At 32.5% G+C, this 22,092-nt stretch carries 22 protein-coding genes; 10 read left to right on the top strand and 12 right to left on the bottom strand.

Going from position 1 to position 22,092, the window contains the following annotated elements:
* Positions 1–49: 49 nt before the first annotated feature.
* The 4 genes from ACIDC4_RS03225 to ACIDC4_RS03210 all read left to right on the top strand — a co-directional run bounded on the left by ACIDC4_RS03225 (position 50) and on the right by ACIDC4_RS03210 (position 3,920).
* The gene (locus ACIDC4_RS03225; RefSeq protein ID WP_412041721.1) at positions 50–808 is read left to right on the top strand and encodes a glycoside hydrolase family 16 protein; all 759 of its coding nucleotides are present in this window, start codon (positions 50–52) and stop codon (positions 806–808) included.
* A gap of 335 nt (positions 809–1,143) precedes the next feature.
* Positions 1,144–1,728, top strand: a complete 585-nt coding sequence (locus ACIDC4_RS03220) for an RNA polymerase sigma factor (protein WP_412041720.1) — start codon at positions 1,144–1,146, stop codon at positions 1,726–1,728.
* Positions 1,729–1,778: 50 nt separating this feature from the next.
* Positions 1,779–1,922, top strand: a complete 144-nt coding sequence (locus ACIDC4_RS03215) for a hypothetical protein (RefSeq protein WP_165689754.1) — start codon at positions 1,779–1,781, stop codon at positions 1,920–1,922.
* A 933-nt stretch (positions 1,923–2,855) separates the two neighbouring features.
* Positions 2,856–3,920: a tetratricopeptide repeat protein gene (locus tag ACIDC4_RS03210; protein ID WP_412041719.1), complete on the top strand. Its 1,065-nt coding sequence runs from the start codon at positions 2,856–2,858 to the stop codon at positions 3,918–3,920.
* A 28-nt stretch (positions 3,921–3,948) separates the two neighbouring features.
* Here ACIDC4_RS03210 and ACIDC4_RS03205 read toward each other — a convergent pair whose 3' ends face one another.
* A complete protein-coding gene (locus ACIDC4_RS03205; protein ID WP_230036808.1) occupies positions 3,949–4,626 on the bottom strand; it encodes an endonuclease III domain-containing protein in 678 nt (225 codons plus the stop codon).
* 366 nt (positions 4,627–4,992) lie between these two features.
* On the opposite strand from ACIDC4_RS03205, the gene bcp reads away from it, so the two are divergent.
* The gene (bcp, locus tag ACIDC4_RS03200; RefSeq protein ID WP_412041718.1) at positions 4,993–5,445 is read left to right on the top strand and encodes a thioredoxin-dependent thiol peroxidase; all 453 of its coding nucleotides are present in this window, start codon (positions 4,993–4,995) and stop codon (positions 5,443–5,445) included.
* Between the two features lie 345 nt (positions 5,446–5,790).
* On the opposite strand, the gene ACIDC4_RS03195 is transcribed toward bcp, so the two are convergent.
* Positions 5,791–7,254 (bottom strand): TonB-dependent receptor, encoded by a 1,464-nt coding sequence (locus ACIDC4_RS03195; protein ID WP_230036814.1) that lies wholly within the window; start codon positions 7,252–7,254, stop codon positions 5,791–5,793.
* Between the two features lie 90 nt (positions 7,255–7,344).
* Between ACIDC4_RS03195 and ACIDC4_RS03190 the strand changes: the two genes are divergently transcribed.
* Genes ACIDC4_RS03190 through ACIDC4_RS03180 form a run of 3 tightly spaced genes read left to right on the top strand, consistent with a single transcriptional unit; the run spans position 7,345 to position 9,092 of the window.
* Complete coding sequence (locus tag ACIDC4_RS03190; RefSeq protein WP_230036816.1) at positions 7,345–8,109, top strand: MBL fold metallo-hydrolase; 765 nt, start codon at positions 7,345–7,347, stop codon at positions 8,107–8,109.
* A gap of 13 nt (positions 8,110–8,122) precedes the next feature.
* Positions 8,123–8,626 carry a hypothetical protein gene (locus tag ACIDC4_RS03185; protein WP_230036818.1) on the top strand — a complete coding sequence of 168 codons (504 nt, stop codon included), beginning with the start codon at positions 8,123–8,125 and terminating at the stop codon, positions 8,624–8,626.
* A gap of 43 nt (positions 8,627–8,669) precedes the next feature.
* Positions 8,670–9,092: a hypothetical protein gene (locus ACIDC4_RS03180; RefSeq protein WP_412041717.1), complete on the top strand. Its 423-nt coding sequence runs from the start codon at positions 8,670–8,672 to the stop codon at positions 9,090–9,092.
* Between the two features lie 54 nt (positions 9,093–9,146).
* On the opposite strand, the gene ACIDC4_RS03175 is transcribed toward ACIDC4_RS03180, so the two are convergent.
* The 7 genes from ACIDC4_RS03175 to ACIDC4_RS03145 all read right to left on the bottom strand — a co-directional run bounded on the left by ACIDC4_RS03175 (position 9,147) and on the right by ACIDC4_RS03145 (position 15,844).
* Positions 9,147–9,773, bottom strand: coding sequence for a hypothetical protein (locus tag ACIDC4_RS03175; protein WP_412041716.1), 627 nt, complete (start codon positions 9,771–9,773; stop codon positions 9,147–9,149).
* 43 nt (positions 9,774–9,816) lie between these two features.
* A complete protein-coding gene (locus ACIDC4_RS03170) occupies positions 9,817–10,551 on the bottom strand; it encodes a hypothetical protein (protein WP_412041715.1) in 735 nt (244 codons plus the stop codon).
* 119 nt (positions 10,552–10,670) lie between these two features.
* The gene (locus ACIDC4_RS03165; RefSeq protein ID WP_412041714.1) at positions 10,671–11,264 is read right to left on the bottom strand and encodes a hypothetical protein; all 594 of its coding nucleotides are present in this window, start codon (positions 11,262–11,264) and stop codon (positions 10,671–10,673) included.
* 63 nt (positions 11,265–11,327) lie between these two features.
* Positions 11,328–11,972, bottom strand: a complete 645-nt coding sequence (locus tag ACIDC4_RS03160; RefSeq protein ID WP_412041713.1) for an alpha/beta hydrolase — start codon at positions 11,970–11,972, stop codon at positions 11,328–11,330.
* A 138-nt stretch (positions 11,973–12,110) separates the two neighbouring features.
* A complete protein-coding gene (locus ACIDC4_RS03155) occupies positions 12,111–12,437 on the bottom strand; it encodes a hypothetical protein (protein WP_055098245.1) in 327 nt (108 codons plus the stop codon).
* 5 nt (positions 12,438–12,442) lie between these two features.
* Positions 12,443–13,699, bottom strand: coding sequence for a dihydroorotase (locus ACIDC4_RS03150; RefSeq protein WP_412041712.1), 1,257 nt, complete (start codon positions 13,697–13,699; stop codon positions 12,443–12,445).
* 216 nt (positions 13,700–13,915) lie between these two features.
* On the bottom strand, positions 13,916–15,844 hold the full coding sequence (locus tag ACIDC4_RS03145) for a BatA domain-containing protein (RefSeq protein WP_412041711.1): 1,929 nt from the start codon (positions 15,842–15,844) through the stop codon (positions 13,916–13,918).
* Between the two features lie 284 nt (positions 15,845–16,128).
* On the opposite strand from ACIDC4_RS03145, the gene ACIDC4_RS03140 reads away from it, so the two are divergent.
* Entirely contained in the window at positions 16,129–17,241 is a 1,113-nt protein-coding gene (locus ACIDC4_RS03140) for a lactonase family protein (RefSeq protein WP_412041710.1), read from the top strand.
* A 152-nt stretch (positions 17,242–17,393) separates the two neighbouring features.
* On the opposite strand, the gene ACIDC4_RS03135 is transcribed toward ACIDC4_RS03140, so the two are convergent.
* Positions 17,394–18,746: a DEAD/DEAH box helicase gene (locus tag ACIDC4_RS03135; protein ID WP_230036834.1), complete on the bottom strand. Its 1,353-nt coding sequence runs from the start codon at positions 18,744–18,746 to the stop codon at positions 17,394–17,396.
* A gap of 256 nt (positions 18,747–19,002) precedes the next feature.
* Here ACIDC4_RS03135 and ACIDC4_RS03130 point away from each other — a divergent pair, with 256 nt between their 5' ends.
* Positions 19,003–19,617, top strand: a complete 615-nt coding sequence (locus ACIDC4_RS03130) for a hypothetical protein (protein ID WP_412041709.1) — start codon at positions 19,003–19,005, stop codon at positions 19,615–19,617.
* 15 nt (positions 19,618–19,632) lie between these two features.
* On the opposite strand, the gene ACIDC4_RS03125 is transcribed toward ACIDC4_RS03130, so the two are convergent.
* Positions 19,633–20,397: a TIGR02757 family protein gene (locus ACIDC4_RS03125; RefSeq protein WP_412041708.1), complete on the bottom strand. Its 765-nt coding sequence runs from the start codon at positions 20,395–20,397 to the stop codon at positions 19,633–19,635.
* A complete protein-coding gene (locus ACIDC4_RS03120) occupies positions 20,390–22,090 on the bottom strand; it encodes an LIC_10190 family membrane protein (RefSeq protein ID WP_412041707.1) in 1,701 nt (566 codons plus the stop codon). Before ACIDC4_RS03120 ends, ACIDC4_RS03125 begins: the two co-directional genes overlap by 8 nt.
* Between the last annotated feature and the right edge of the window lie 2 nt (positions 22,091–22,092).

The raw sequence follows: 22,092 nt of genomic DNA, 5'->3' as shown, positions 1-22,092 counted from the left end.
AGGTCAGTTAAGGCTGGCCTTCTTATTTTGTTAATTTTAAAATGATTGTATGAAAAAAGTAATAATATTATTGATGATAACCAGTTTTAGTTTTGCACAAGAAGTAAAAAGAAAACTAGTTTGGGAAGAAAATTTCAATAAAAAAGAAGTGAATGAAACCTTTTGGAATTTCGAACTTGGCGATGGATGTCCAAATCTATGCGGTTACGGAAATAACGAAAGACAGATTTACACCAAAACAAATCACGAATTCAAGGATGGAAATCTTATTATAGAAGCCAGAAAAGAAGGAGCTAAATACACCTCGACAAAAATAACGACAAAAGGCAAAAAAGAATTTAAATATGGCCGAATCGAAGCCAGGGCAAAACTACCAGTAGGACACGGTTTATGGCCAGCGTTCTGGATGCTTGGTGCGAATATAGATGAGGTAAAATGGCCAAAAACGGGAGAAATCGATATTCTCGAATACATAGGCAGAGATCCACATATGGTGTATACTACTTTGCATACGCAAGCCAGTCACGGAAATACCATCAATACAAAAAGAACCCCTTTTCCTACTATTGAAGAAGGATATCATGTTTACGCAATTGAATGGACAAAAGATAAAATCGACTTTTTTGTAGATCAAACACTAGTCTATACATTTAATCCTGAAGTAAAAAATGAAGATACCTGGCCTTTTGATAAACCATTTTATATTATCCTAAATTTGGCCATAGGAGGAAATTTTGGAGGTCCTGAAGTAGATGATAATGTACTTCCTCAAAAATTTTATATCGACTACGTTCGCGTTTATCAATAGTAAGCACTAACAGGACAAAAGTTTAGTATTAATCAGATGTAAATGAGTTAATCGTTTAGTGTTGAGTTGTTTATGTCTGATTTTTTATGTTAAAAAAAGAGCTTATTTGTGTTTTTTTTGATCATATAATGCCTGAAATTAAGTTTGTTCTGCAAAAATTAACGATTTATTGTTAATTATTCTTCATTTTGTTTGCTTTTTAAAATTATAATTTGTTAAATTTGGTCAGAATATTAACATAACATCATAACCCAAAAGATTCGCCTATTATATAAAACTACTTTTTAGAAAAAATTACTCCAAATTTTAAAACAGAACTAAAAAAAAGTAGTATTATGGCTGATCTGCATATTCCAGACGCTCTATTAGTGAAAAATTATGTCGAAGGCAACGAAACAGCCCTGTCGACATTAATTAAAAGACACGAGTCTAAGATATATGGATTTATATATTCTAAGATTGCTGATAGAGATATTTCAAACGATATTTTTCAAGACACTTTTATTAAGGTAATTAAAACCTTAAAAAGTAATTCCTATAATGAAGAAGGTAAATTTTTACCTTGGGTAATGCGTATATCTCACAATTTAATTGTTGATCACTTTCGTAAAACCAAAAAAATGCCAATGTACAGAGAAACCGAAGAGTTTTCGATTTTTTCTGTAATGTCTGATGATTCCCTGACGATTGAGAACAAAATGATCTTTGATCAGGTCGAAGTAGACTTAAAAAAGATCATAGAAGAGCTTCCCGAAGATCAAAAAGAAGTATTGGTTATGCGTATGTATCAGGATATGAGTTTTAAGGAAATATCTGAAATTACGGGAGTTAGCATCAATACCGCACTGGGCAGAATGCGTTATGCACTAATGAATTTAAGAAAAATAATTGATAAACATCAAATTATTTTAACCAACTAATACTATTTTGAGTAATAGTCCGTTATACTATAATAAAACATTTTGATAGTATGGCGAAAATTTACTCTAAAAAGGCATTAGCTTCTAAAGATTTAAAACCTAAAAAAGAAGTCGTTTCTTTTTTACTAAATTACTCACAAGCATTAACAGTTGTGAAAATTGAAGATAAAAGTTTTGAAATTATAGCTAATTAAACAGCCCACTACATTTGTCGGATGTTTATTTCGAAAGAAAAACCAACTGGTCGTTTGGTTGAAAGCTCACTATTTGTATGCAAATACAGGTAGTGAGTTTTTTTATTTCTACTAATAATTGAATCGCATTAAAAACTTCAATAGATAAGACACAGCCAACCGTTTCAACCGTTGGGACGCAATCTATTCACAATGAATTCCACAATACATTTTTCCATCAGCACTAATTAATAGAATCAATAAATTCTCCTAAAATACGTTTCTTATCATCCGTTCCCCAAGGTTGAAACCTTGGGCTATGTTTGCAATATGGTCATGTAGATAATTTTAAATAATAAAAAATATTCTCAATGAGAGAACATAGCCAACGGTTTCAACCGTTGGGACGTAATCCATCCATAATACATTTCCATAATCCATTCTCAATCCATTTATAATATATTCCACAATCTATTTCCATCATACATACCACAATAATAATCTATTCATTATTGAAGATAGCACCTATTATTGATAATAAATTCACTATAACTTTACAGCCGGTTTGTTAAAATTCTATATTTTAACCGAATATCAAATTTTTATTTTATATTTAGCTTTGTTTTAGTTAAAAACCAGTTTTTTATTTAACAAAAACACTATATAAAAGAAGTTTATGTATTAAAAACCTTTCAATATATAGAAAAATTCAATTTTTAATAATAACCAAAATTAAGTATAACCAAAACCAAATCATCTATGGCCAAAAATTACCCTAATCATGTTTCGTTTGTTGTTCATTTTAATATCTCGTAAAGAATATTAAAAAAATGAGGCTTTGTTGCATATTGATTAAGGCAAGAGTAAAAACTTTTAGCCTTTAAAATCAATGTTTGTGATCAACTCATCATAAGTAGTGCCCGCAATCTATTTAACAACCAAACCTAACCGAAAATGAAAAAGAACTTTAAGATCTTATTACTGCTACTATCAATAAGTATAGGCGCATACGCTCAAAAAGAAGAAATAAAAGAAGCGCAATCTTATTACAGCAAAGGAAAAACACAGGAAGCATTAGCAATTTTAAAGAAAATAGAATACCTAATAATAAATGCACCGGTTGATGTAAAATCAGACTTTTATTTTACAAAAGGAAATGTCTACAAAGACCTGGCAAGCAAAAATGTAGATGCCGCGGCCAATTTTGCTTTAGCAGTAGGAGCTTATCAGGATGTACTGTTATACGAAAATGATTCTCAAATTTACAAATATGCTTTCAAGGCAAGTTTGGCCCTAAAAGAAATGAAATCCAAACTCGTAGACGGAGCGTACAACGATTTCAAAGCAGAAAAATACAAAGAAAGTGCCGATAAAAGTTACGAAGTTTATTTGTTTGATAAAAAAGATATCAGAAACCTGTTCAATGCGGCTTCGGCCTCTTTTGCAGCAAAAGATTACAAGTCAGCCATTAAGTATTTCGAAGAACTTAAAAGGCTAAACTACACAGGCGAGACAGTTATTTTTTATGCGACGAACAAAAAAACAAAACAAGAAGAAGCCTTTATTTCCATGAGTGCCAGAGAAGCAAGTATTCAGGAAGGAATTTATGAAAAACCAAGAAATGTAAATCCGCCATCAAAAAAAGAAGAAATCCTGATCTCTTTAGCCTTCTCTTATATGGAAACCAACGATTATTGTAGTGCCGAAAAATATTATGAAGACGCTTTACAAATCAATCAAAATTGCATGACCTGCTATATCAATCTGGCCTATGTCAAAATACAATTCAAAAAAGAATTACAGGATCTTATGGGCACCTTAGGAAACAGCCCTGCCGACATGCAGCAATATGATAAACTGGATGCCCAAAAAGACGATATTGTAAAAAGTGCAATTCCGTACCTAAAAAAGGCATTGAATATAGAACCAAAAAACGAAAGTGCTACAAAATCACTTCTCGGTATCTACAGATCGCTAAATATGACAGGCGAATATAATGCCCTTAAAAGCAGTATGTAAAAACAGTATTTAAAAAATAGAGAAGAAGCTACTTAACGATCTTTTTAGTAGCTTCTTCCTTTTTCATAGCTTCCTCTATCAGCGATTTTTTGCCAACAGTCCTTGTAATGATATCTTTCTCTAAACTCCAGCCCCTTGCAGGAGAATATTCGCGGCCGTACCAAATAATCTGAAGATGAAGATCATTCCATAAATCTCTCGGAAATAATCTTTTAGCATCTTTTTCCGTTTGCACCACATTTTTTCCGTTCGAAAGATTCCATCTTAGCATCAGCCTGTGAATATGCGTATCAACCGGAAACGCCGGAACACCAAAAGCCTGAGACATTACCACACTTGCTGTTTTATGCCCCACAGCAGGCAATTCTTCAAGAGCCTCAAAACTCTGCGGCACTTTCCCGTCATATTTATCAATCAAAATATGCGATAAACCATAAATTCCTTTCGATTTCATTGGCGACAAACCACACGGGCGAATAATTTCCTTAATTTCCTCAACCGACATTTTTACCATATCATACGGATTATCAGCCTTCGCAAAAAGAATAGGCGTAATCTGGTTCACACGAACATCCGTACATTGTGCCGAAAGCAAAACAGCAATCAATAAAGTATAAGGATCCTTATGATCAAGCGGGACAGGTATAGTAGGGTAGAGTTCTTTTAACGTATTTATAACAAATTGTACGCGAGCTTCTTTATTCATTTCCGTATTTTTAATCCCGTAAAAATAGCATAATTTTCATGATGTGCCTAATCCAGCTTTCCGTTACAACTCCTCATTGTGGCAATAACATTTTTAAGCATTCGCAAGAGCTTCCTCCAGTCGCTTTGCCAATGCAAAAAATGTAAATTACCACAACTCCGGGGTTTTCACTTCAATCTGGGGCATGAAGAAAAGTAATGAGTTTTCAGTCGCAGTTTTCAGCACAAAGCTTTGCGAACTTTACACTAAAAATGTATCTCCAATTAAGAAAGCTTTGTATAAAAACTTTGCGAACTTTACGGTTAAAATTATACAGCATAATACGAAAATCTAAAATCTAAAATCAGAAATCTAAAATAAAAAAATATGACAACATTAAAAGCCGGTGACAAAGCACCAAACTTCTCAGGAGTTGATCAGGACGGAAAAACACATAAACTGGCAGATTACGGCGGAAAAAAATTAGTCGTTTTCTTTTATCCAAAAGCAAGTACACCAGGTTGTACAGCTGAAGCTTGTGACCTAAGAGATAATTTCGAACGTTTTAAAGCCAATAATTACGAACTTCTTGGAGTAAGTGCCGACAGTCAAAAAGCACAGCTAAAATTCAAAGACAAATACGAATTTCCTTTCCCGTTATTAGCCGATGAAGATAAATCAGTAATCAACGCATTCGGCGTTTGGGGACCAAAGAAATTCATGGGGAAAGAATACGACGGAATCCACAGAACCACTTTCGTAATCAACGAAAACGGAATTATTGATGAGGTAATCGAAAAAGTAAAAACAAAAGAGCACGCAGCACAAATTTTGAAATAAAAATTTTTGTTTCAGGTTGTAATCTTGATGCAGAATTTTTTACCGCAAAGGTCGCAAGGTTTTTTTTATAGATTGCATTTACAATGTGCAAAGTTCGCAAAGCTAAAATGAAAAAATGTTTCAACAACTTTGTCAAAGTTTAAAACTTTGACAAAGTTTCACGTCCAGCAAAAATAAGTTAAGTTCGCAAAGCTTAATTTAGATAAAGCTTTACGAACTTAAATTTTGCAAAAAAAGATATAAAAAAAACTTAGCGTGTTTTGCGGTAAAATTCCCATTCCTTCAAAACCTGAAACAAAAAAAAGTCCCAAAAAGAAAAACTTTCTTTTTAGGACCTTTTTGATATTACATATTATTTTGTTCCAATTCAGTTTCCGGATGATATCCAAAAAGATGATGTTCCTTGATAATTTCGGCAACACCAGACGGAAGCATTGGTTCCCAGCCCGTTTTTCCCTGACTGATCATTTTTAAAACTTCTCGGGAGAATACATTTAAGATATTCGGGTTATAATCTACGATATCAACCACTTTTCCGTTGAATTTAAAGAATTTATACAATTCCTTCATTCTAGGATGTACTTTAAGGTTTTCAGAAGTAATAATTTCTCCGTTATCGCCCAACATTGGATACAAGAATACCTTCATGTCACGGTAGAATAATTTTCCAAAAGCTTCAAGAATTCCACCACTTAAATGACGATAGTATTTCTCATCAAAAATATCTACTAAGTTATTTACACCCATGGCCAATCCCATTCTGGCTTTGGTATAATTAGCAAAATATTCAACCACTTTATAATATTCCTGGAAATTAGAAATCATTACAGTCTGACCTAACGAACAAAGCAATTCGGCTCTGTCCATGAAATCGCGTTCATCAATTTCACCATCAGAACGCAAATTCGAAAGTGTAATTTCAAAAACGACCAAAGTATTGTCTTTTTCAACCTTATTTTCTTCAAGAAACATCTTAAGAGACTTCTCGTACATATCAAGGTTTACATTCGTAACCGGGCGAAAACTTCCTCTAAAAGCAAGAAGGTTCTTTTTGTATAAAACGGCAGCCGGTAATACGTTTTTCCCTTCAGGGTTAAACATTACCGCATCAGTCATTCCGTTTTTAACCAGTTGCAAACTCATCAAACGATTATCAACATCAGCAAAACGAGGTCCTGAGAAGTTAATAGTATCAATTTCGAGTTGATCTTTGTCTAAGTGATCGTATAAGTAACGAAGTAATCTTTTTGGATCGTTGTATTTATAAAAAGCACCGTAAATAAGGTTTACCCCTAAAATTCCCAGTGTTTCCTGTTGTAGTCGGGCATCAGTTTCCTTAAAACGAATATGAAGAATAATTTCGTTATAAGCTTCGTCAGGTTCAATTTGGTATCGAATTCCAACCCAACCGTGACCTTTAAACTGTTTGGCAAAATCTATTGTGGCAACAGTGTTCGCGTAACTAAAGAAAAGCTTTGTAGGATGTTTTTCGCGGCTTAATCGTTCTTCGATTATTTGCCCTTCAAGAGTCAGCATTTTCTTTAAACGCTCTTCGGTTACATATCGGCCATCCCTTTCAATTCCATAAACGGCGTCACTGAAATCTTTGTCGTAGGCAGACATTGCTTTTGCAATTGTTCCCGATGAACCTCCGGATCTGAAAAAATGCCTAACGGTTTCTTGTCCAGCACCAATTTCAGCAAAAGTTCCGTAAATATTCTCGTTTAAATTAATGCGTAACGCTTTGTCTTTTATGGAAGGAATCTGTTCGATGACCTTGTCACCCTTGAGTTTTATTTCTGTACCCATTTTATTTTAAATAGATTTGTTACAAAGTTAGCAAATTAGGCTTCTAATGAAAGAGAAATAATCCTATTTTTGTAAAAAAATTAAGTTCAATTGAAGGTATATTTTTTAGGTACTGGTACTTCACAAGGCATTCCGATAATCGGAGTCGATCATCCTGTTTGTAAAAGCACTGATGCTAAGGACAAAAGGCTCCGCGTATCCATATGGATTACATGGGGCGAGCATTCGTACGTTATCGATTGCGGTCCTGATTTCAGGCAGCAAATGCTTTCGTGCGGCTGCAGACATCTCGACGCCATTTTGTTTACACACGAACATGCAGATCATACTGCCGGTTTAGATGATATTCGCCCGTTTAATTTCAGACAAGGGGAAATTCCTGTTTATGCACACCAACGTGTTATTGACAATCTCAAACGCCGTTTCGATTATGTTTTCGAAACCGTAAACAAATATCCGGGCGCTCCAAGCGTTAAAACTATTGAGGTTATCAATAATCAACCTTTTGCTATTGGTGACAAAACCGCAATTCCGGTAAATGTTATGCACGGCGATTTACAGGTTTTTGGATATCGTATAGATGATTTTGCCTATTTAACCGATGTTAAAACAGTTCACGAAACAGAAGTCGAAAAACTAAAAAATCTTAAAGTTTTAGTCGTAAATGCTTTGCGCGTAGAACCACACGACACACACTTTAATTTGCAGGAAGCACTCGATTTTATAAATTTGGTAAAACCTGAAAAAGCTTATTTAACGCACATTAGCCACGTTCTGGGCTTTCATGAAGAAGTGCAAAAACAACTGCCTGAAAACGTTTTTCTGGCTTACGATAACTTAGAAATTACAATTTAATTATACCACAACAATGAAAAAATCCTTAATGCTTTATCTTTTTATCCTTGCGATATTAATGAATGTTTTTACTTATATGTTTTACAGCAGAGAAGTAAAATTTGGTGAGGAAAGATATGATAAAACAACTAAGAAACTAAGAGACAGTATTAATCTGGTAACAACAAAATTAGCTGATGCCGATTATTTCTCTCTGGAACATAATGAGAATGCACAAAACTATTTTGATAATAGCGCTTCTGGAGGAAAAGTAATTTTGTACGAAAAACTGATTCCGGTTGTAACAGAGAAATTATTAGATCTAAATGCAAACCCAAACGGAAATCCTTATACAGGGCAGGATAAAATTGGTCCGAACAAGTTTATCATCAATAAAATTAAAATTTTAAACCACAGATGGATCATTGCAGATTACAGTAATGGAGAATTATGGGGAGAAGTCTTGTTAAAATATTTTGTTGATAACGATGATAATATTACTTTTGAGGTAAATCAAACCTGGTTGTATCAAAAATAGAAACTAATGATCCTATTTTTTGCAATCTAAAATTATAGGACATATGAAAAAGATATTTTTATTTTCAGTTATTATTGGTCTTTCATTTTCTTGCGCTAAAAAAGTGGTACAGGAAAATAATACACCAAAAGAAGAAACAAAAAAAGTTGTTGGCGGAGATGTCGATACTCACGGATGTAAACCTTCTGCAGGTTATACCTGGTCATCACTTAAAAAAGAATGCGTACGTCTTTTTGAGGTGGGAACAAAATTAGCTCATGCCGAAGACGGAAAAACATATTCAACAGTTTCCTATGTTATTTTTGAAGGAAACCAAGCCGAACTTTTTCTTGATACTCAAAAAGATCCAATCCTTTTAGAAAGAAAATCTGAAGGTGATTCCTGGACAAAAGGCGATTATCAATTGATTCCCTGGAAGGGTTATGTGCTGAAAAAAGCAGGTAAAATTATCTATACAGGAGAGTAAAAGTTTACAGTATACAGTCGCAGTTTTCAGTTTGAAAGCTGCGACTTTTTTATTTTAAGAAAAATGCATTGTCATAAAAATGATTACATAAATCCAAAAGTTATATAGAATTGTAAAACCAATACCATATAAGATACTATTTAAGTAATTGCCTTTGCACTTGCCTGATTTTTTAAAGACTAGCCTTAATGCTCTGAAGAATATCCAATAAAGCATTGCGATAAAAGTTAAGATAGAAAACCATACTATGGCACCAAACGCCCAGCATAAGTAACTAATTACAACTGCCATAATAAACCATAAAATTAGGCTTATTATAATTCCAAAAATTCCTTCGCCAACATCTGGTGCATCCTCAATACTGCGGTCTGTAACAGCTTCCTTTATAAAATCAATTTTTGAAGGATCAAAACGATCTGTTATTTCGCCTAGATTATCTCTAAGTTTAATTCCTTTAAATAATCCAATAGATATAAATAAAAAGAATGCTATAGATAAAATTGTTGTTGATAATAGCGAATTTTCAAAAAAAGATCTGTGATCTCCTAGTCCAAAAAGCCAAACAGTAATAATGGTTAGTGTTATAACAATAAGTGTAATGATAAATATATTCCTTGAGTTTAGGATTTTATAGTTACTCGTCAATTTTAATTTACTTCCGTTATTATTCTTTTTTGCCATTAAAAAAATACTTAATCATTTGAGAACATTCTTCAGGATTTCTTTAATGATATTCAAGTATATAAACTATATCTTTTGAGGTATCTAACATAGCTAATATATTGCATCCTCCATTTATAGACATGAATCTTTCTCCCGCAACTCCTGAAATGAACATTTCTTTATTTATATCATATTTGTTTGCTAAGTTGTATTTTAAATTTTTAAAGAATTCTTCCAGAATTGATAATGCATCTTTTTTATCAATTATTAAAGGCTCTGTATTTTTAGCAAAACCTTCTGTTATGACAGATACGTGACTATGTTTAGCATATTTCTCATAGTAAGATTTAGTGAATTCATAACTATAAAAAGCTTCAGCGTAATATATTGCATTTGAAAAATCTTCGAAATTTGAAATTTCTTGTAATTCAAATTCTATATCGCTTAAGTATTTAGCAACACTTGTTTTATTATTAAGATATAAGTCGGAGTTTTTTAGGAAATCCTTTTTTAAAAAAGTATAAAGTTCAGGAACCTTGTCGTATTCATTGAAAACTCTAATATCTCCTAAAAAATCATACGTTCCATTATTGTATTTAAAACCAAAGAAATTGTTTTCAGAATATTTAAATTTTGTTTCGCAAAAAAGACCATCAGTTCCAAGTAAATGAATTTGGTATTTTTTACCTGACACAGATGTATGATACGTTAGTAATGGTTTAAAATATATGGCTAACTCAGGATTGCTAAAAACCTTATCGGCTTTTGGATAGAGTATTATAGTATTTTCTTCCATTTTGTATTACTTTTAATTGATATTTGTAATCACAAATATAGCTAAATGATTAGAGTAGAATTTTCGTACTTATAATGTTTTTTTTTCCGTTTTTCAAACTGAAATTTTGTTTTTAAACTTTATCGCTTACTAAAAAAATCCTTAATCATTTTAGAGCTTTCTTCCGGGCTTCTTAATGAAACTCCTTCACCATTCTCATCTATTGTAAAATGTCCTTTAAAGGCATCGGGCATTGCATTATATTGTGCATTTACCTGATTTAATGTTTCTTTAAAACAATTGTAATTGTATTTTTCGACTAAATAAGACAAAGAATTCTGTCCTCTTAAAAGTTCATATTCCTGATAATTATAAGGCGTTGTTTCCTGTCTTTTAAGTAATGTCAGATTGAATTTCTGTAATAGTTTTTCAATTTCCTTCTCATTTGTAAACTGAGAAAGTCCACGCAGCGCATAGATTTTCATGTCGAGATATCTTTCCTTTTTATATGCATTATCAAAGAAATCCTTTAATTCAGGAAAATCAAAATCATATAATAATCTTAAGACTTTATTTCTAAGATCAAGTTGCTTTGTAGTAGAATAAATCCTTGCTAAGTGAACGAAATTATCCTTATCGATACTGTTTTTGTCTAAAGAAAACAGCGCAGATCTAAAGTCTTTATTGCTGTCCTTTATTTTTTCATCAGTTAGTATACTTGGAAAATTACTCATTGTTAGAATTTAAATGACTGAAAACTGAGCCCGAGACTGAGAACGGCGACTGAATACTGAAAACTACTCCGCCAGCCAATTCTTAAAATCGAAGAAATTCTGAGGTGCCACACCGTGACCAACAGGATATTCTTTGTACGTAACCGGAATATTTAATTTCTCTAAAATAGCAGGTGTTTTTCTAGCCCAATCAATCGGAATTACCTGATCTACAGTTCCATGAGAAGCGAATATTTTCAGGTTTTTGAAGTCGTTTTTCTCGAAACCTTCTTTGATAATTTCTTCGTTGAAATAACCGCTCATTGCTACAACTCTCTGAATTTTTTCAGGATACGAAAGCGCAACTGAATAGCTTAAAATAGAACCCTGGCTAAAACCAACCAAAGTAACATTATTAGCATCAATAGGATAATTTGCAACCAATTCATCAACAAACTTAGCGATCAAATCACGAGAAGTTTTAGCTTGTTCGTTATCTGAAAATTTATTCTGATCAGCATCAAAATTAATAGCGTACCAGGCATATGCGCCGTATTGTAAATCATAAGGCGCGCGGGCTGAAATGATATAATAATTATCAGGAAGTTCTGTGGCAAACGAAAATAAATCGGCTTCGTTACTTCCGTATCCGTGTAATAAAAGTAAAACAGGATTTTTATCTAAAATTACTTTTGGTTCTTGTATTTTATATTCTAAAGATAGATTCATTTTCTTTGGAAGTTATGAGTTATAAGTTTTGAATTATGAGTTTCTTTCGAAGTTGATCTTTGTCAAAGTTTCAAGCTTTGACAAAGTTTTTCAAGTTTGGAATTTGGAATTTGGAATTTTTAAAAATTTGGAATTTTATTAACCTATCGATTTAAACCATTTTTGAAACAAATTACCAACCAACGGAATTGGTCTTGTTTGCCCTTGTATAGCGCTAAAAATACCATATGTCCATAATATCGAAATACAAATCCACATGGGGAAAGTAATCATAAAGCTGTCGAAATTGCTGATAATGGCTCCAAAAGAAATAAAGGCAAGCGATAATCCTAAAGCCTGACGAATATGAAAAGAGGCAAAACTATTTTTATTTTCAGAGTTCATAGACATCGCGATCAAAACACCAATAATTAAAATATAACTGGTAATGGCGATTGATTTTCCCTCTTCGATTGAATTATTCATTGTAATTATTTAGTGATAACAAGTTGATTTTGATTTAAGATTCCGTACACAGAACCTTTAATTTCAGTTCCTAAAAAAGCAGAATTTTTAGATTTTGAAAGGATGTTGGCTTTCGTAAAAGTGGATGTTCCTTCCGGATTGAAGAAAGTAAAATTAGCTTTTGAACCTTCCGCGATTGTACTGCTTTCAATTCCAAAAATAGCTCTACCGGATGTTAGTTTTTCAATTACAGTTTCCAGATGTAATTCAGATAATAAAGCTCCAAAAGCACTTTCTAAACCGATTGTTCCGTTTTTAGCCGTATCAAATTCCATTTTCTTAAATTCAATATCAATCGGGTTGTGGTCTGAAGTAATAATGTCGATTGTTCCGTCTGTAACGCCTTTTAATAAAGCTTGTCTGTCAGCTTCAGTTCTTAAAGGCGGCGTAACTTTAAAACGCGTATCAAAACCTTCCAGTTTTTCATCGGTCAAAACCAAATGATGTACGGCAACGCTGCAAGTTACCTGTAAACCTTTTGCTTTAGCTTCTTTTATCAATTCAACCGATTTTGCTGTAGAAATGGTAGGAATGTGAAGTTTTCCTCCGGTATATTCCAGTAGAAATAAATTTCTTGAAATTTGAAGTTCTTCTGCCAGATTTGGGATTCCTTTCAAACCTAATTTAGTAGAAACAATTCCTTCATTTGCCACTCCATTTCCTTTTATGTTTGGATCCTGTGAGTAGGTAATAACCAATCCGTCAAAATCCTGAACATATTGTAACGCAATTTTCAGTAAGTTGGCATTGTCGATACTTTTATTGTAATCTCCAAAAGCAACAGCTCCGGATTTTTTCATATCAAACAATTCGGCCATATCTTTTCCTTCGCTCGCTTTGGTTAAAGCACCAATTGGGAAAAGTTCTGTAGCAAAACCATTCGCTTTATTTTTTACAAAATTTACCTGTGACTGATTGTCGATAACAGGGAAGGAGTTGGGTTGCAGAGCAATGCCGGTAAAACCACTTTTTGCAGCAACATTCAATCCGTTTGCAATGGTTTCTCTGTCTTCGTAACCCGGTTCTCCAAAAGAAACACTGCTGTCGAACCAACCTTGAGAAAGATGCAGATTATCCAATTTAACTTCGGTTGTATCCTCGATATCCAGAATCGAAGTTCCTATTTTTTCTATAATACCATCTGCAATTAAAAGATCAACGGTCTGATTGTGAAACGGACTTTTTGAATCGATAATTTTGGCGCTTCTGATGATTATTTTCATATGTAGATATTTATTTTGTACTGAAACAATTAAATTATTTTGAAACATGAATGCTTAATATTTCTGAACCATTAAGGAATTAAGTTAATAAAGGAAAAACTCAATATTCTTAATGAACAAAAATATTACTTAAGTCTCTTTTACTATTTAAAATTTAAGACGAAGCTTATTCTTCTTAATCTCTTAATGGTTCAAAAAAAAGTAAAACTTTAAGTTTTACTTTACGAATTTGATGATGGCCATTTCTAATGCTAAAAATAACAGTGCAAAGATAACAAACCATTTCCAAATTTGGCTGTCAGTTCGTTCAGTTTGTAGTGTATTAAAAATGGTCGAAATCGTATCAGCAGTTTTAAAATCAGAAACCACATTGGTGTTTACCTGACTCAAATCGCTTTCGGTTCGTTTATAATTGAAGCTCAGGTTTTCTACCCATTCTTTTTTATCAAAAACACTGTAGTTTCCTGCTGTTTCCGGGAAATCATTAAAGGTTAGTTTTACTTTATTATTTAATATCTGCTGAATCGGAATAAAAGAATCTTCAGTTCCTTTTACTTCCAGAATAGCATCTTTGGTCAATAAAACATCGACAAAATAGGGTTGATTATTGCCAATGGTCAAGGCATTGACACCAGTTTTTTGATTGTTTTGCCCCATTTTATAAAATAACGGAACAATTAAAGGCGATTGTTGAAAGTTTGAATTTGTCGCATTAATTGGCGCTGAAAAAACAGTAATTCCCGAAATCGGATTCTGAATTGCGGTTACAAATACACTTTGATCTTCATACGATAAAACGGCTGGATATGGGCTCGAAATAGCAAATGAACTGTTTGTTTTTGGATATTGGAAATTTGTGATTTTATTCTCGAAAACCCCAGAGAATAAAGGGTGATCAAAATTGATTTTAGTAATTAATTTGCTTTTGCTTTCAAGAGTATTAAACTGAATTTTTCCGAAATTACCCAGAAATGAATTTAGATTTGAAACTGAACTTTTTTCAGAAGGAATCACCACTAAATTTCCGCCTTTAGCAACAAATGCTTTTAAAGTCGTTTGCAAGGCCTGAGGAACTTCGATTAACTCATTTAGAATAATCGTATTCTGTTTGTCTAAACTATTATAATCTAAATTATTAATCGAATAATTGTTATAATTGAATTCTGCAGAAGTATAAATTCTTGATAGAAAATTGCTTTTTTCAGGTTCGCCGATACTAATAACATTTGTTTTTTTATTTTTCGAAATACTAAAATAAAGCTTGTTATCATAAGTAAGGCCGTTATCTTCAATAGTTACGTATCCATGAAAAGCTTCTTTTGGAATCGTAAAATTGACTTTCTTTTTCTTCGCATCAAAATTGATAATGGTTTTGGCAATCAGTTTATTTTGATTGTACAATGCCATCGAAACCGGTTTGAAATCTTCTCCGTAAGCCGAAAGATTTACGCTGATTTCATAGAAATTTTCTAAAGTCTGATTGATGTAAACGCTGTCAATAGCAATGTTGTTTTTTTGTTCCGCCGACGGAATTATAAAATACGGTTTTTCTTCGGTATCAATAGTTGCAACGTCTTTTTCTGCCAGACCTACAGCATCTGTAATAATAACAATGTCTTTTTTATAAGCCGATTTATGGGCTTTTATCTTCGCCATAATCGACGGAAGTTCAAAAGGTGTTGCGCTGTATTTTAGGTTTTGTAAAGCGCTTTTGGATGATTTAATATCCGTATTCCAGTAATTCTCGGTATTGGTTAATAACGAAAATTGAGTGGTTTCAGGAGTATTTTCTAATAATTCCTGAACAGCACGTTTTAGCAATTCGCCTTTTTTGCCCTTGGCTTGCATACTAAACGAATTGTCCAGAATAATATACATTTCGTTAGTGGCATTTTTACTGTCTTTTGCTTCAAAAAAAGGTTGGGCGAAAGCCAAAATAATGCATGTAAGCAATAGCAAACGAGTCGCGAGTAAAAGTCTTTTCTTGATTTTAGAACTTTTTCGGGTTTGAATCGAAAGCTCTTTTAAGAAACGTACATTAGTAAAGTAGGAAGTTTTAAAACGTCGTAATTGAAATAAATGAACCAAAATTGGAACAATCAATAAAAACAGAAAGTATAGAATTTCGGGATGTTTAAAATGCATTCTGGCTTAGATTTATTTCACTACTTATTGTAGATGCTGGTCAAAAATACAAATTTTTAGTCAAACCATATAGTATATTAATTAAACCGTATAAGTAATATAAGTTCATTTAATTTTTACTAAATAAAGTCTTTCTTATAATCTCTTATATCACTTAAATGGTTAAAAATGGTAATGAGTGAGTTTGAATAATGTAACTTTTGTAATTTCTTTTGTAACAAAAAATGACTTTCCGAATGATATTATTGAGTATTTTAGCGTATTCAAAAAACAAATAAACAACTATGAAAAGATTATATATGCTGCTTTTTTCTGCTGTGGCTTTTACAACTTCGCAAGCTCAGAGTAAATTCAATTTATTGGTAGGAACCTATACCAATACTTGCGATAGTAAAGGAATTTACGTTTACGAATTTGATGCAGCTTCAGGTGATTTTAAATTAAAGAATTCTACAGAAAAAGTTGTGAGTCCTAGTTATGTATCAGTTTCAGCAAATAACAAATTTGTTTATGCCGTAAATGAAAACGGAAATCAAAGTGCTGTAACTGCCTTAACTTATGATGCGCTAACAGGTAAACTTAAAGTATTGAATACAAATTCGTCTTTAGGCGCAGATCCTTGTCATTTAATTAATGATGATAAAAATGTAATTGTTGCGAATTATTCAGGAGGAAGTATTGCTGTATTTAAGAAAAATGCTGACGGAAGTATAACTGAAGGTCAACAATTGATTCAGCATGAAGGAAAAGGGCCAAATGTGGCACGTCAGGAAAAAGCGCATGTACATCAGGTTGTTTTTTCTCCGGACAAAAAGTTTGTTTTATCGAATGATCTGGGTCAGGATAAAGTTTTTATCTATAAATACAATCCAGGTGCGAGCCATGAAGTGCTAACTTTAAAAGGATCTGTAGATGTGAAAAAAGGAAGCGGTCCAAGACACTTAACGTTTAGTAAAGACGGCAAATTTGTGTATTTGGTTCAGGAATTAGATGCTACTCTTACTACTTTTAGTTATGATAAATCGGGAAGTTTAAAGTTACTTGCTGAAACCAGTATTCTAGCAAAAGGTTTTACCGGAGGAACAGGTGCAGCAGCAATTAAACTTTCGCCTGACGGAAAATTTTTATACGTAACAGATCGTGTTGATGCCAATAATATTTCGGTTTATCAAATTCAGAAAGACGGAAAAATTAAATTTATAGAACAGCAAAGCACTTTAGGAAAAGGTCCTAGAGATTTTGCGATTGATCCAACAGGGAATTACCTTTTGGTTGGTCATCAATACACAAATGATATTATTATATTCAAAAGAGATAAAGCTACAGGAAAACTTAAAGCTACAGGTAAAAAAATCGAATTGTGTTCGCCTGTGGGATTGGTTTTTACTAAAATTTAGTTGAAAGATTCTAAGATTCTAAGTTGCTAAGGTTCTAAGCTTTTGTTAGATCGTATAATAAAAAAATGGCTTAAAGTTTTAATCTTTAAGCCATTTTTTATATTTTTTACTTAGTGTCTTAGCAACTTAGAATCTTAGAACCTTAAAAAAAACTATTTATTCTTATCTTTTCTCTTCTTGTCTCTCGTTTTCAACATGTTTCGATTGACAGAACCGTGGGTTTTCTTTTTGGTTTTAGAAGGTCCTCCAAGATTGACTTTTTTATTCTTTTTATCTTTTTCATGAAAAGCACCATCACCTTTTAAGCTTTGTTTTTTCATTAAAAACTTAATCGGTTGTTTGTCCTTTTCAGGTTCGATTAATTTAGATGAAATTTCCACTTCTTCAGGGAAATCTGCTATTGCAAGTTCCTGATTCATTAATACTTCAACTTCCACTTTAAATTCTTCTTCACGAGGCGTGATAAAACTAATCGCAGTTCCTGTAGCATCGGCACGACCTGTACGACCAATTCTGTGCATATACAATTCAGGAAATTCAGGAAGTTCGAAGTTGATAACGTGAGAGATATTCGAAATATCCAAACCTCTCGCCATAATATCTGTAGTGATCAAACCACGTAGATTTCCTTCCTGGAATTCGGCCATCGTACTTAAACGATAATTCTGAGATTTATTCGAGTGAATTACACCAAACTGACCTTCAAAATCTTCTTCGATTCTGGTATGAAGCATATCCGAAATCTTTTTATTATTCACAAAAACCAAAACACGTTCCATGCTTTCGTTTGTTTCTAATAAATGTTTTAGCAGATTTACTTTTGTATTAAAGTTAGGTACGTTATACGTAACTTGAGTAATGTTTTCAAGCGGAGTTCCTGAAGCAGCAAGTGTAACTTCTTCCGGGAAATCAAAAAAGTCATTCAAAACAGCATCAACTTCATCCGTCATTGTTGCAGAGAAAAGAATGTTCTGACGTTTGGTTTTCATCATCGCCAAAAGCGCTGTCAATTGTGTGCGGAAACCAAGATTCAGCATTTCGTCAAACTCATCAATTACCAATTTTTGAGTTTCATCAAAACGAATAACGGCATCCAACGCTAAGTCCATTGTACGACCTGGTGTTCCCACTAAAATGTCGACACCTTCGTAAACGGCTTTTTTTTGTGTATTGATGTTTACTCCACCAAAAATACCAAGCGTACTAACCGACATGTATTTAGTTAATTTCTCAACTTCTTCTACAACCTGAACAACTAATTCACGAGTTGGAACCAGAATTACAATTTTAGGTGTATTGGTGGGTGTAAATTTGTATAATTTTAAAAGAGGTAATAAGTAGGCAAATGTTTTACCGGTACCGGTTTGCGCAATTCCCATCATATCGCGGCCAGACATAATCACGGCAAAGGATTTTTCCTGAATAGGAGTAGGCGTAACAAAGCCTAATTCGTCGATTGCTTTTTGTACTGATTTTGGAAGATTGAATTTTTCGAAAGTGCTCATTTACATTAAATTTTGTGCAAAGGTACATTAAAATGGCGGTTAGATTGCTAAAATTTTCGAATCATCTCATAATCAAGTGATTTAAATCCTTGATTGTTAGGTATAAAACTCTTCAAAAACTATATTTATTGATGAATTTAAAGCTTAAATGAAAAAATAAGTTTTGAAAAATAAAAAGTGTCCATTAAATGATTGGTAATTTCTTTTTGAATATTTTTGAAAAAAAATGGAACAAAATCTTCTTATATAAAATACAATGGCAACATTTTCGCAAACAAATATAAAATGCAAAAACGTAGAAACGGTATTGGCAGAGTTAAAAAAGTACTTGCCGACAGGCAGAGAGATCTGGCTTGACACAAGAAAGGAATGGTTTTATAATTTGCCACACGATGAAAATTTATCTGAAGAGAAAAATATAACTCTTGTAATTTCAAAAAATCTGAGTAAAGACTGGGTTGAAGTTGAGTTTGACTTTCAGGGTAATTTATATTTATATGACGAAATTTTAAGACGTATTTCAAAAAATCTGGAGACGGATATTTTGTTAGCTTATTACCAGTCTACATCTGGAGATGGAAGGCTGGCAAAATTTAAAAACGGACAATTGGAATTGTCTTTCTATGAAAAATCATTTTATTATAAATTTCATAGTGATGATTCTCCCCCTATAGACAGACTTTATCTTGCAGACAATTTTGGAGTTATGAACTCTAATATTGAAATGATTAAAAATGCAAAAGTGGGAGAAGATTCCGGATTGATTGAATACGATCTTATAAATGAGTTTTATAAATCAGGAGGTTGGGTACCTGATTTACATGGAGATTTTTCAAATGAAGATTATTTACATGTAGAACAATTAAAATAATTTTCGGTTTAAAAATTAAAACCCTTCAAAAACCCCCAAACCAAATAATGCAAAATCATATTTTACAGGATCTTGCATATCCATTTTGCGGAGTTGTACATCTAATTCTGCCAAAGCTTTTGCGTCGTTTTGCTTACGCGAAAGTATTCCAAGTTTGCGGGCAACGTTGCCGGAATGAACGTCAAGCGGACAAGATAATGCGGCTGGCGAAATGCTTTTCCAGATTCCTAAATCGACTCCTTTGGTGTCCTGACGCACCATCCAGCGCAAATACATGTTGATTCTTTTTGCTGCGGAATTATTTAAAGGATCTGAAATATGTTTCTGAGTTCGTGGCAAATGATCGATTTCGAAGAATATTTTTTTGAATTCGTGAATGCTTTTTTGCAAACTATCTTTTTCCTGATGTTTTGCAAAAACAGCTTCTAAACCGCCGTGATTTTTATAAATGTGCTGCAACCCTTTTGTAAAACCGCCAAAATCTTTTCCGTTGAAAGTTCTATGAACGAAATTCTCCAAACGAACTAAATCATCATCAGAATGTGACATGACAAAATCATAAGGCGTATTGCCCATTAGATCCATCATTTGATGGGAGTTTTTAATAATCATTTTACGATTTCCCCAAGCAATTGTCGCGCTCAGGAAACCGGCGATTTCGATGTCTTCTTTTTGAGAAAATAAATGCGGAATCTGTACAGGATCACTATCAATAAAATCCTGATTGTTATATTGAATGACTTTTTCGTCGAGGAATTCTTTGAGTTCTGCTTTATTCATTTTCTGAAAGTTTTTTGGCGTAAAATCCGTCTTTTAAATCGTTTGTCCGCATTTGCGGAATTGTATTGAAATATTTTTTGAAATATTCAATTTGATCTTTATTCACGCAAGGTAAATCACCATCTCCATTTCCCCAAAAGAAATCGTTGTTTACGGGTGAGTTGTAGTTAAGATTTCCAAGTTTCACAATAATAAAATCAGTATTATTTTTTGTGTTTTTATACGCGAACACAATATTTTTAAAGTTGAAATTGCTAGATTTTCGCATGAAAGGATTATTGGAAAAGCTATTAAAATTTAAAGGAAAAAATAATATAATAAATACTGGGATTAGCGATAGTGTCAATATAAAATTAATTGTTTTCTTATTCTGAATCAAACAAGAGAGACAAAAAAGAGAAAAGAATATTATAAAATTCATGAAAAACCGATATTGCGGTGATGTTACAAAAAGCAAAAGTAATTGTAAAACCATCACGATATAAAGCGCCCAGAGACTTTTTCTATTTTGAAATTTATAGATAAAAAACGGAACAAAAATGACCAGAAAAACACTCAGTAAATTGAATAGACCATGAAGTTTGGGAAGTGTTAACCATTTTAAAAACAAATTAAAAGATGACATTGAATTATATTGCTGAGCAGTAACAGAGTAGCCAAAATGCTTAATTGAGTCATAATAGAAACTTTCGATAGCATCTGGAATGGCATAAACTGTCGATAAATTACTAAAACTTTTGGATGGAAAAATTGGGGATCCGCAAATAATCATATTTTTTATGATAAAGAGGGAGATAACCAAAATTGTTAGTAAAACAGGTTTTAATAATTTTTTTGAAAGCGGTTTAAAATGTAAAGTCAATAATATAATTGGAATTATTGCAAAAGTTAGCATGGTGTTTTTGATGTAAATCAAAAAAAGAACTAAAATTACAATTAGATAAAAAACTTCTGGCGTAGGCTTTTTGAAATTTTCTAAAAAGTAAAAGAAAAGGATTGTTGAAAAAACATAAACAGGAACATCTGGAGAAGGAGCACTTATAAATTGAAATAGAAAAATGTTGAATAATGGAAACAATCCTGCAACAAGATAATTTTTATTATTGTTTGTATAAAAATCATTTAATTTTTGAATTGAAAAAAAGGATCCTAGTAAGAGGCAATAGCCGCTTAAATCATTAAAATTTTTATATAAGAAGGAAAAATTAAAAACACTCTGAGTAACGTGCCAGCCACTAGTTTGTCCTAAAAAGAGATGTAAATTCGCAAGTCCTTTTACAAAACCGTATTCATTAATCCATTTTATAGTTTGAATGTAGTACGATTCGTTGTCTATAATAAAAGGAATTGAAGAGCATTGTGCAATTATTAATAAAGTGGTTATAACAAAAACAATTTTTAGAATGTTTGGTAATTCCTTAAATTGAGATAAAACCATTTTATAAATTGCAATGATTTCATCTTTAAATCGTAAAGAAATAAAGATGTTTAATAAGAGTAAAAAAACATTAAATTCAATATTTATTCTACCAAAAATGGCCCAGATACTTGCTATTATAGTTGTTGCAAATAGACCGAGAATAGATGTAATAGTGAAGTTTTGATTTTTTAGCTGTAATATTCTATCTGTTAGAAAACCTAAATTAATGGTTGTAAAAAGTATATAAATCCAACTAATAAAAATTAAAATCATAT

It is taken from the genome of Flavobacterium sp. C3NV (assembly GCF_046825355.2).
Classification (GTDB): domain Bacteria; phylum Bacteroidota; class Bacteroidia; order Flavobacteriales; family Flavobacteriaceae; genus Flavobacterium.
The sequence above is the reverse complement of the archived record's forward strand: the minus strand, read 5'-3'. Positions and strand labels throughout refer to the sequence as shown.

What these genes read in the sequence shown, in the direction of transcription:
- ACIDC4_RS03225 (WP_412041721.1), top strand. Translation starts at nt 50, where the DNA reads ATGAAAAAAGTAATAATATTATTGATGATAACCAGTTTTAGTTTTGCA.
- ACIDC4_RS03220 (WP_412041720.1), top strand. Translation starts at nt 1,144, where the DNA reads ATGGCTGATCTGCATATTCCAGACGCTCTATTAGTGAAAAATTATGTC.
- ACIDC4_RS03215 (WP_165689754.1), top strand. Translation starts at nt 1,779, where the DNA reads ATGGCGAAAATTTACTCTAAAAAGGCATTAGCTTCTAAAGATTTAAAA.
- ACIDC4_RS03210 (WP_412041719.1), top strand. Translation starts at nt 2,856, where the DNA reads ATGAAAAAGAACTTTAAGATCTTATTACTGCTACTATCAATAAGTATA.
- ACIDC4_RS03205 (WP_230036808.1), bottom strand. Translation starts at nt 4,626, where the DNA reads ATGAATAAAGAAGCTCGCGTACAATTTGTTATAAATACGTTAAAAGAA.
- bcp (WP_412041718.1), top strand. Translation starts at nt 4,993, where the DNA reads ATGACAACATTAAAAGCCGGTGACAAAGCACCAAACTTCTCAGGAGTT.
- ACIDC4_RS03195 (WP_230036814.1), bottom strand. Translation starts at nt 7,254, where the DNA reads ATGGGTACAGAAATAAAACTCAAGGGTGACAAGGTCATCGAACAGATT.
- ACIDC4_RS03185 (WP_230036818.1), top strand. Translation starts at nt 8,123, where the DNA reads ATGAAAAAATCCTTAATGCTTTATCTTTTTATCCTTGCGATATTAATG.
- ACIDC4_RS03180 (WP_412041717.1), top strand. Translation starts at nt 8,670, where the DNA reads ATGAAAAAGATATTTTTATTTTCAGTTATTATTGGTCTTTCATTTTCT.
- ACIDC4_RS03175 (WP_412041716.1), bottom strand. Translation starts at nt 9,773, where the DNA reads ATGGCAAAAAAGAATAATAACGGAAGTAAATTAAAATTGACGAGTAAC.
- ACIDC4_RS03170 (WP_412041715.1), bottom strand. Translation starts at nt 10,551, where the DNA reads ATGGAAGAAAATACTATAATACTCTATCCAAAAGCCGATAAGGTTTTT.
- ACIDC4_RS03165 (WP_412041714.1), bottom strand. Translation starts at nt 11,264, where the DNA reads ATGAGTAATTTTCCAAGTATACTAACTGATGAAAAAATAAAGGACAGC.
- ACIDC4_RS03160 (WP_412041713.1), bottom strand. Translation starts at nt 11,972, where the DNA reads ATGAATCTATCTTTAGAATATAAAATACAAGAACCAAAAGTAATTTTA.
- ACIDC4_RS03155 (WP_055098245.1), bottom strand. Translation starts at nt 12,437, where the DNA reads ATGAATAATTCAATCGAAGAGGGAAAATCAATCGCCATTACCAGTTAT.
- ACIDC4_RS03150 (WP_412041712.1), bottom strand. Translation starts at nt 13,699, where the DNA reads ATGAAAATAATCATCAGAAGCGCCAAAATTATCGATTCAAAAAGTCCG.
- ACIDC4_RS03145 (WP_412041711.1), bottom strand. Translation starts at nt 15,844, where the DNA reads ATGCATTTTAAACATCCCGAAATTCTATACTTTCTGTTTTTATTGATT.
- ACIDC4_RS03140 (WP_412041710.1), top strand. Translation starts at nt 16,129, where the DNA reads ATGAAAAGATTATATATGCTGCTTTTTTCTGCTGTGGCTTTTACAACT.
- ACIDC4_RS03135 (WP_230036834.1), bottom strand. Translation starts at nt 18,746, where the DNA reads ATGAGCACTTTCGAAAAATTCAATCTTCCAAAATCAGTACAAAAAGCA.
- ACIDC4_RS03130 (WP_412041709.1), top strand. Translation starts at nt 19,003, where the DNA reads ATGGCAACATTTTCGCAAACAAATATAAAATGCAAAAACGTAGAAACG.
- ACIDC4_RS03125 (WP_412041708.1), bottom strand. Translation starts at nt 20,397, where the DNA reads ATGAATAAAGCAGAACTCAAAGAATTCCTCGACGAAAAAGTCATTCAA.
- ACIDC4_RS03120 (WP_412041707.1), bottom strand. Translation starts at nt 22,090, where the DNA reads ATGATTTTAATTTTTATTAGTTGGATTTATATACTTTTTACAACCATT.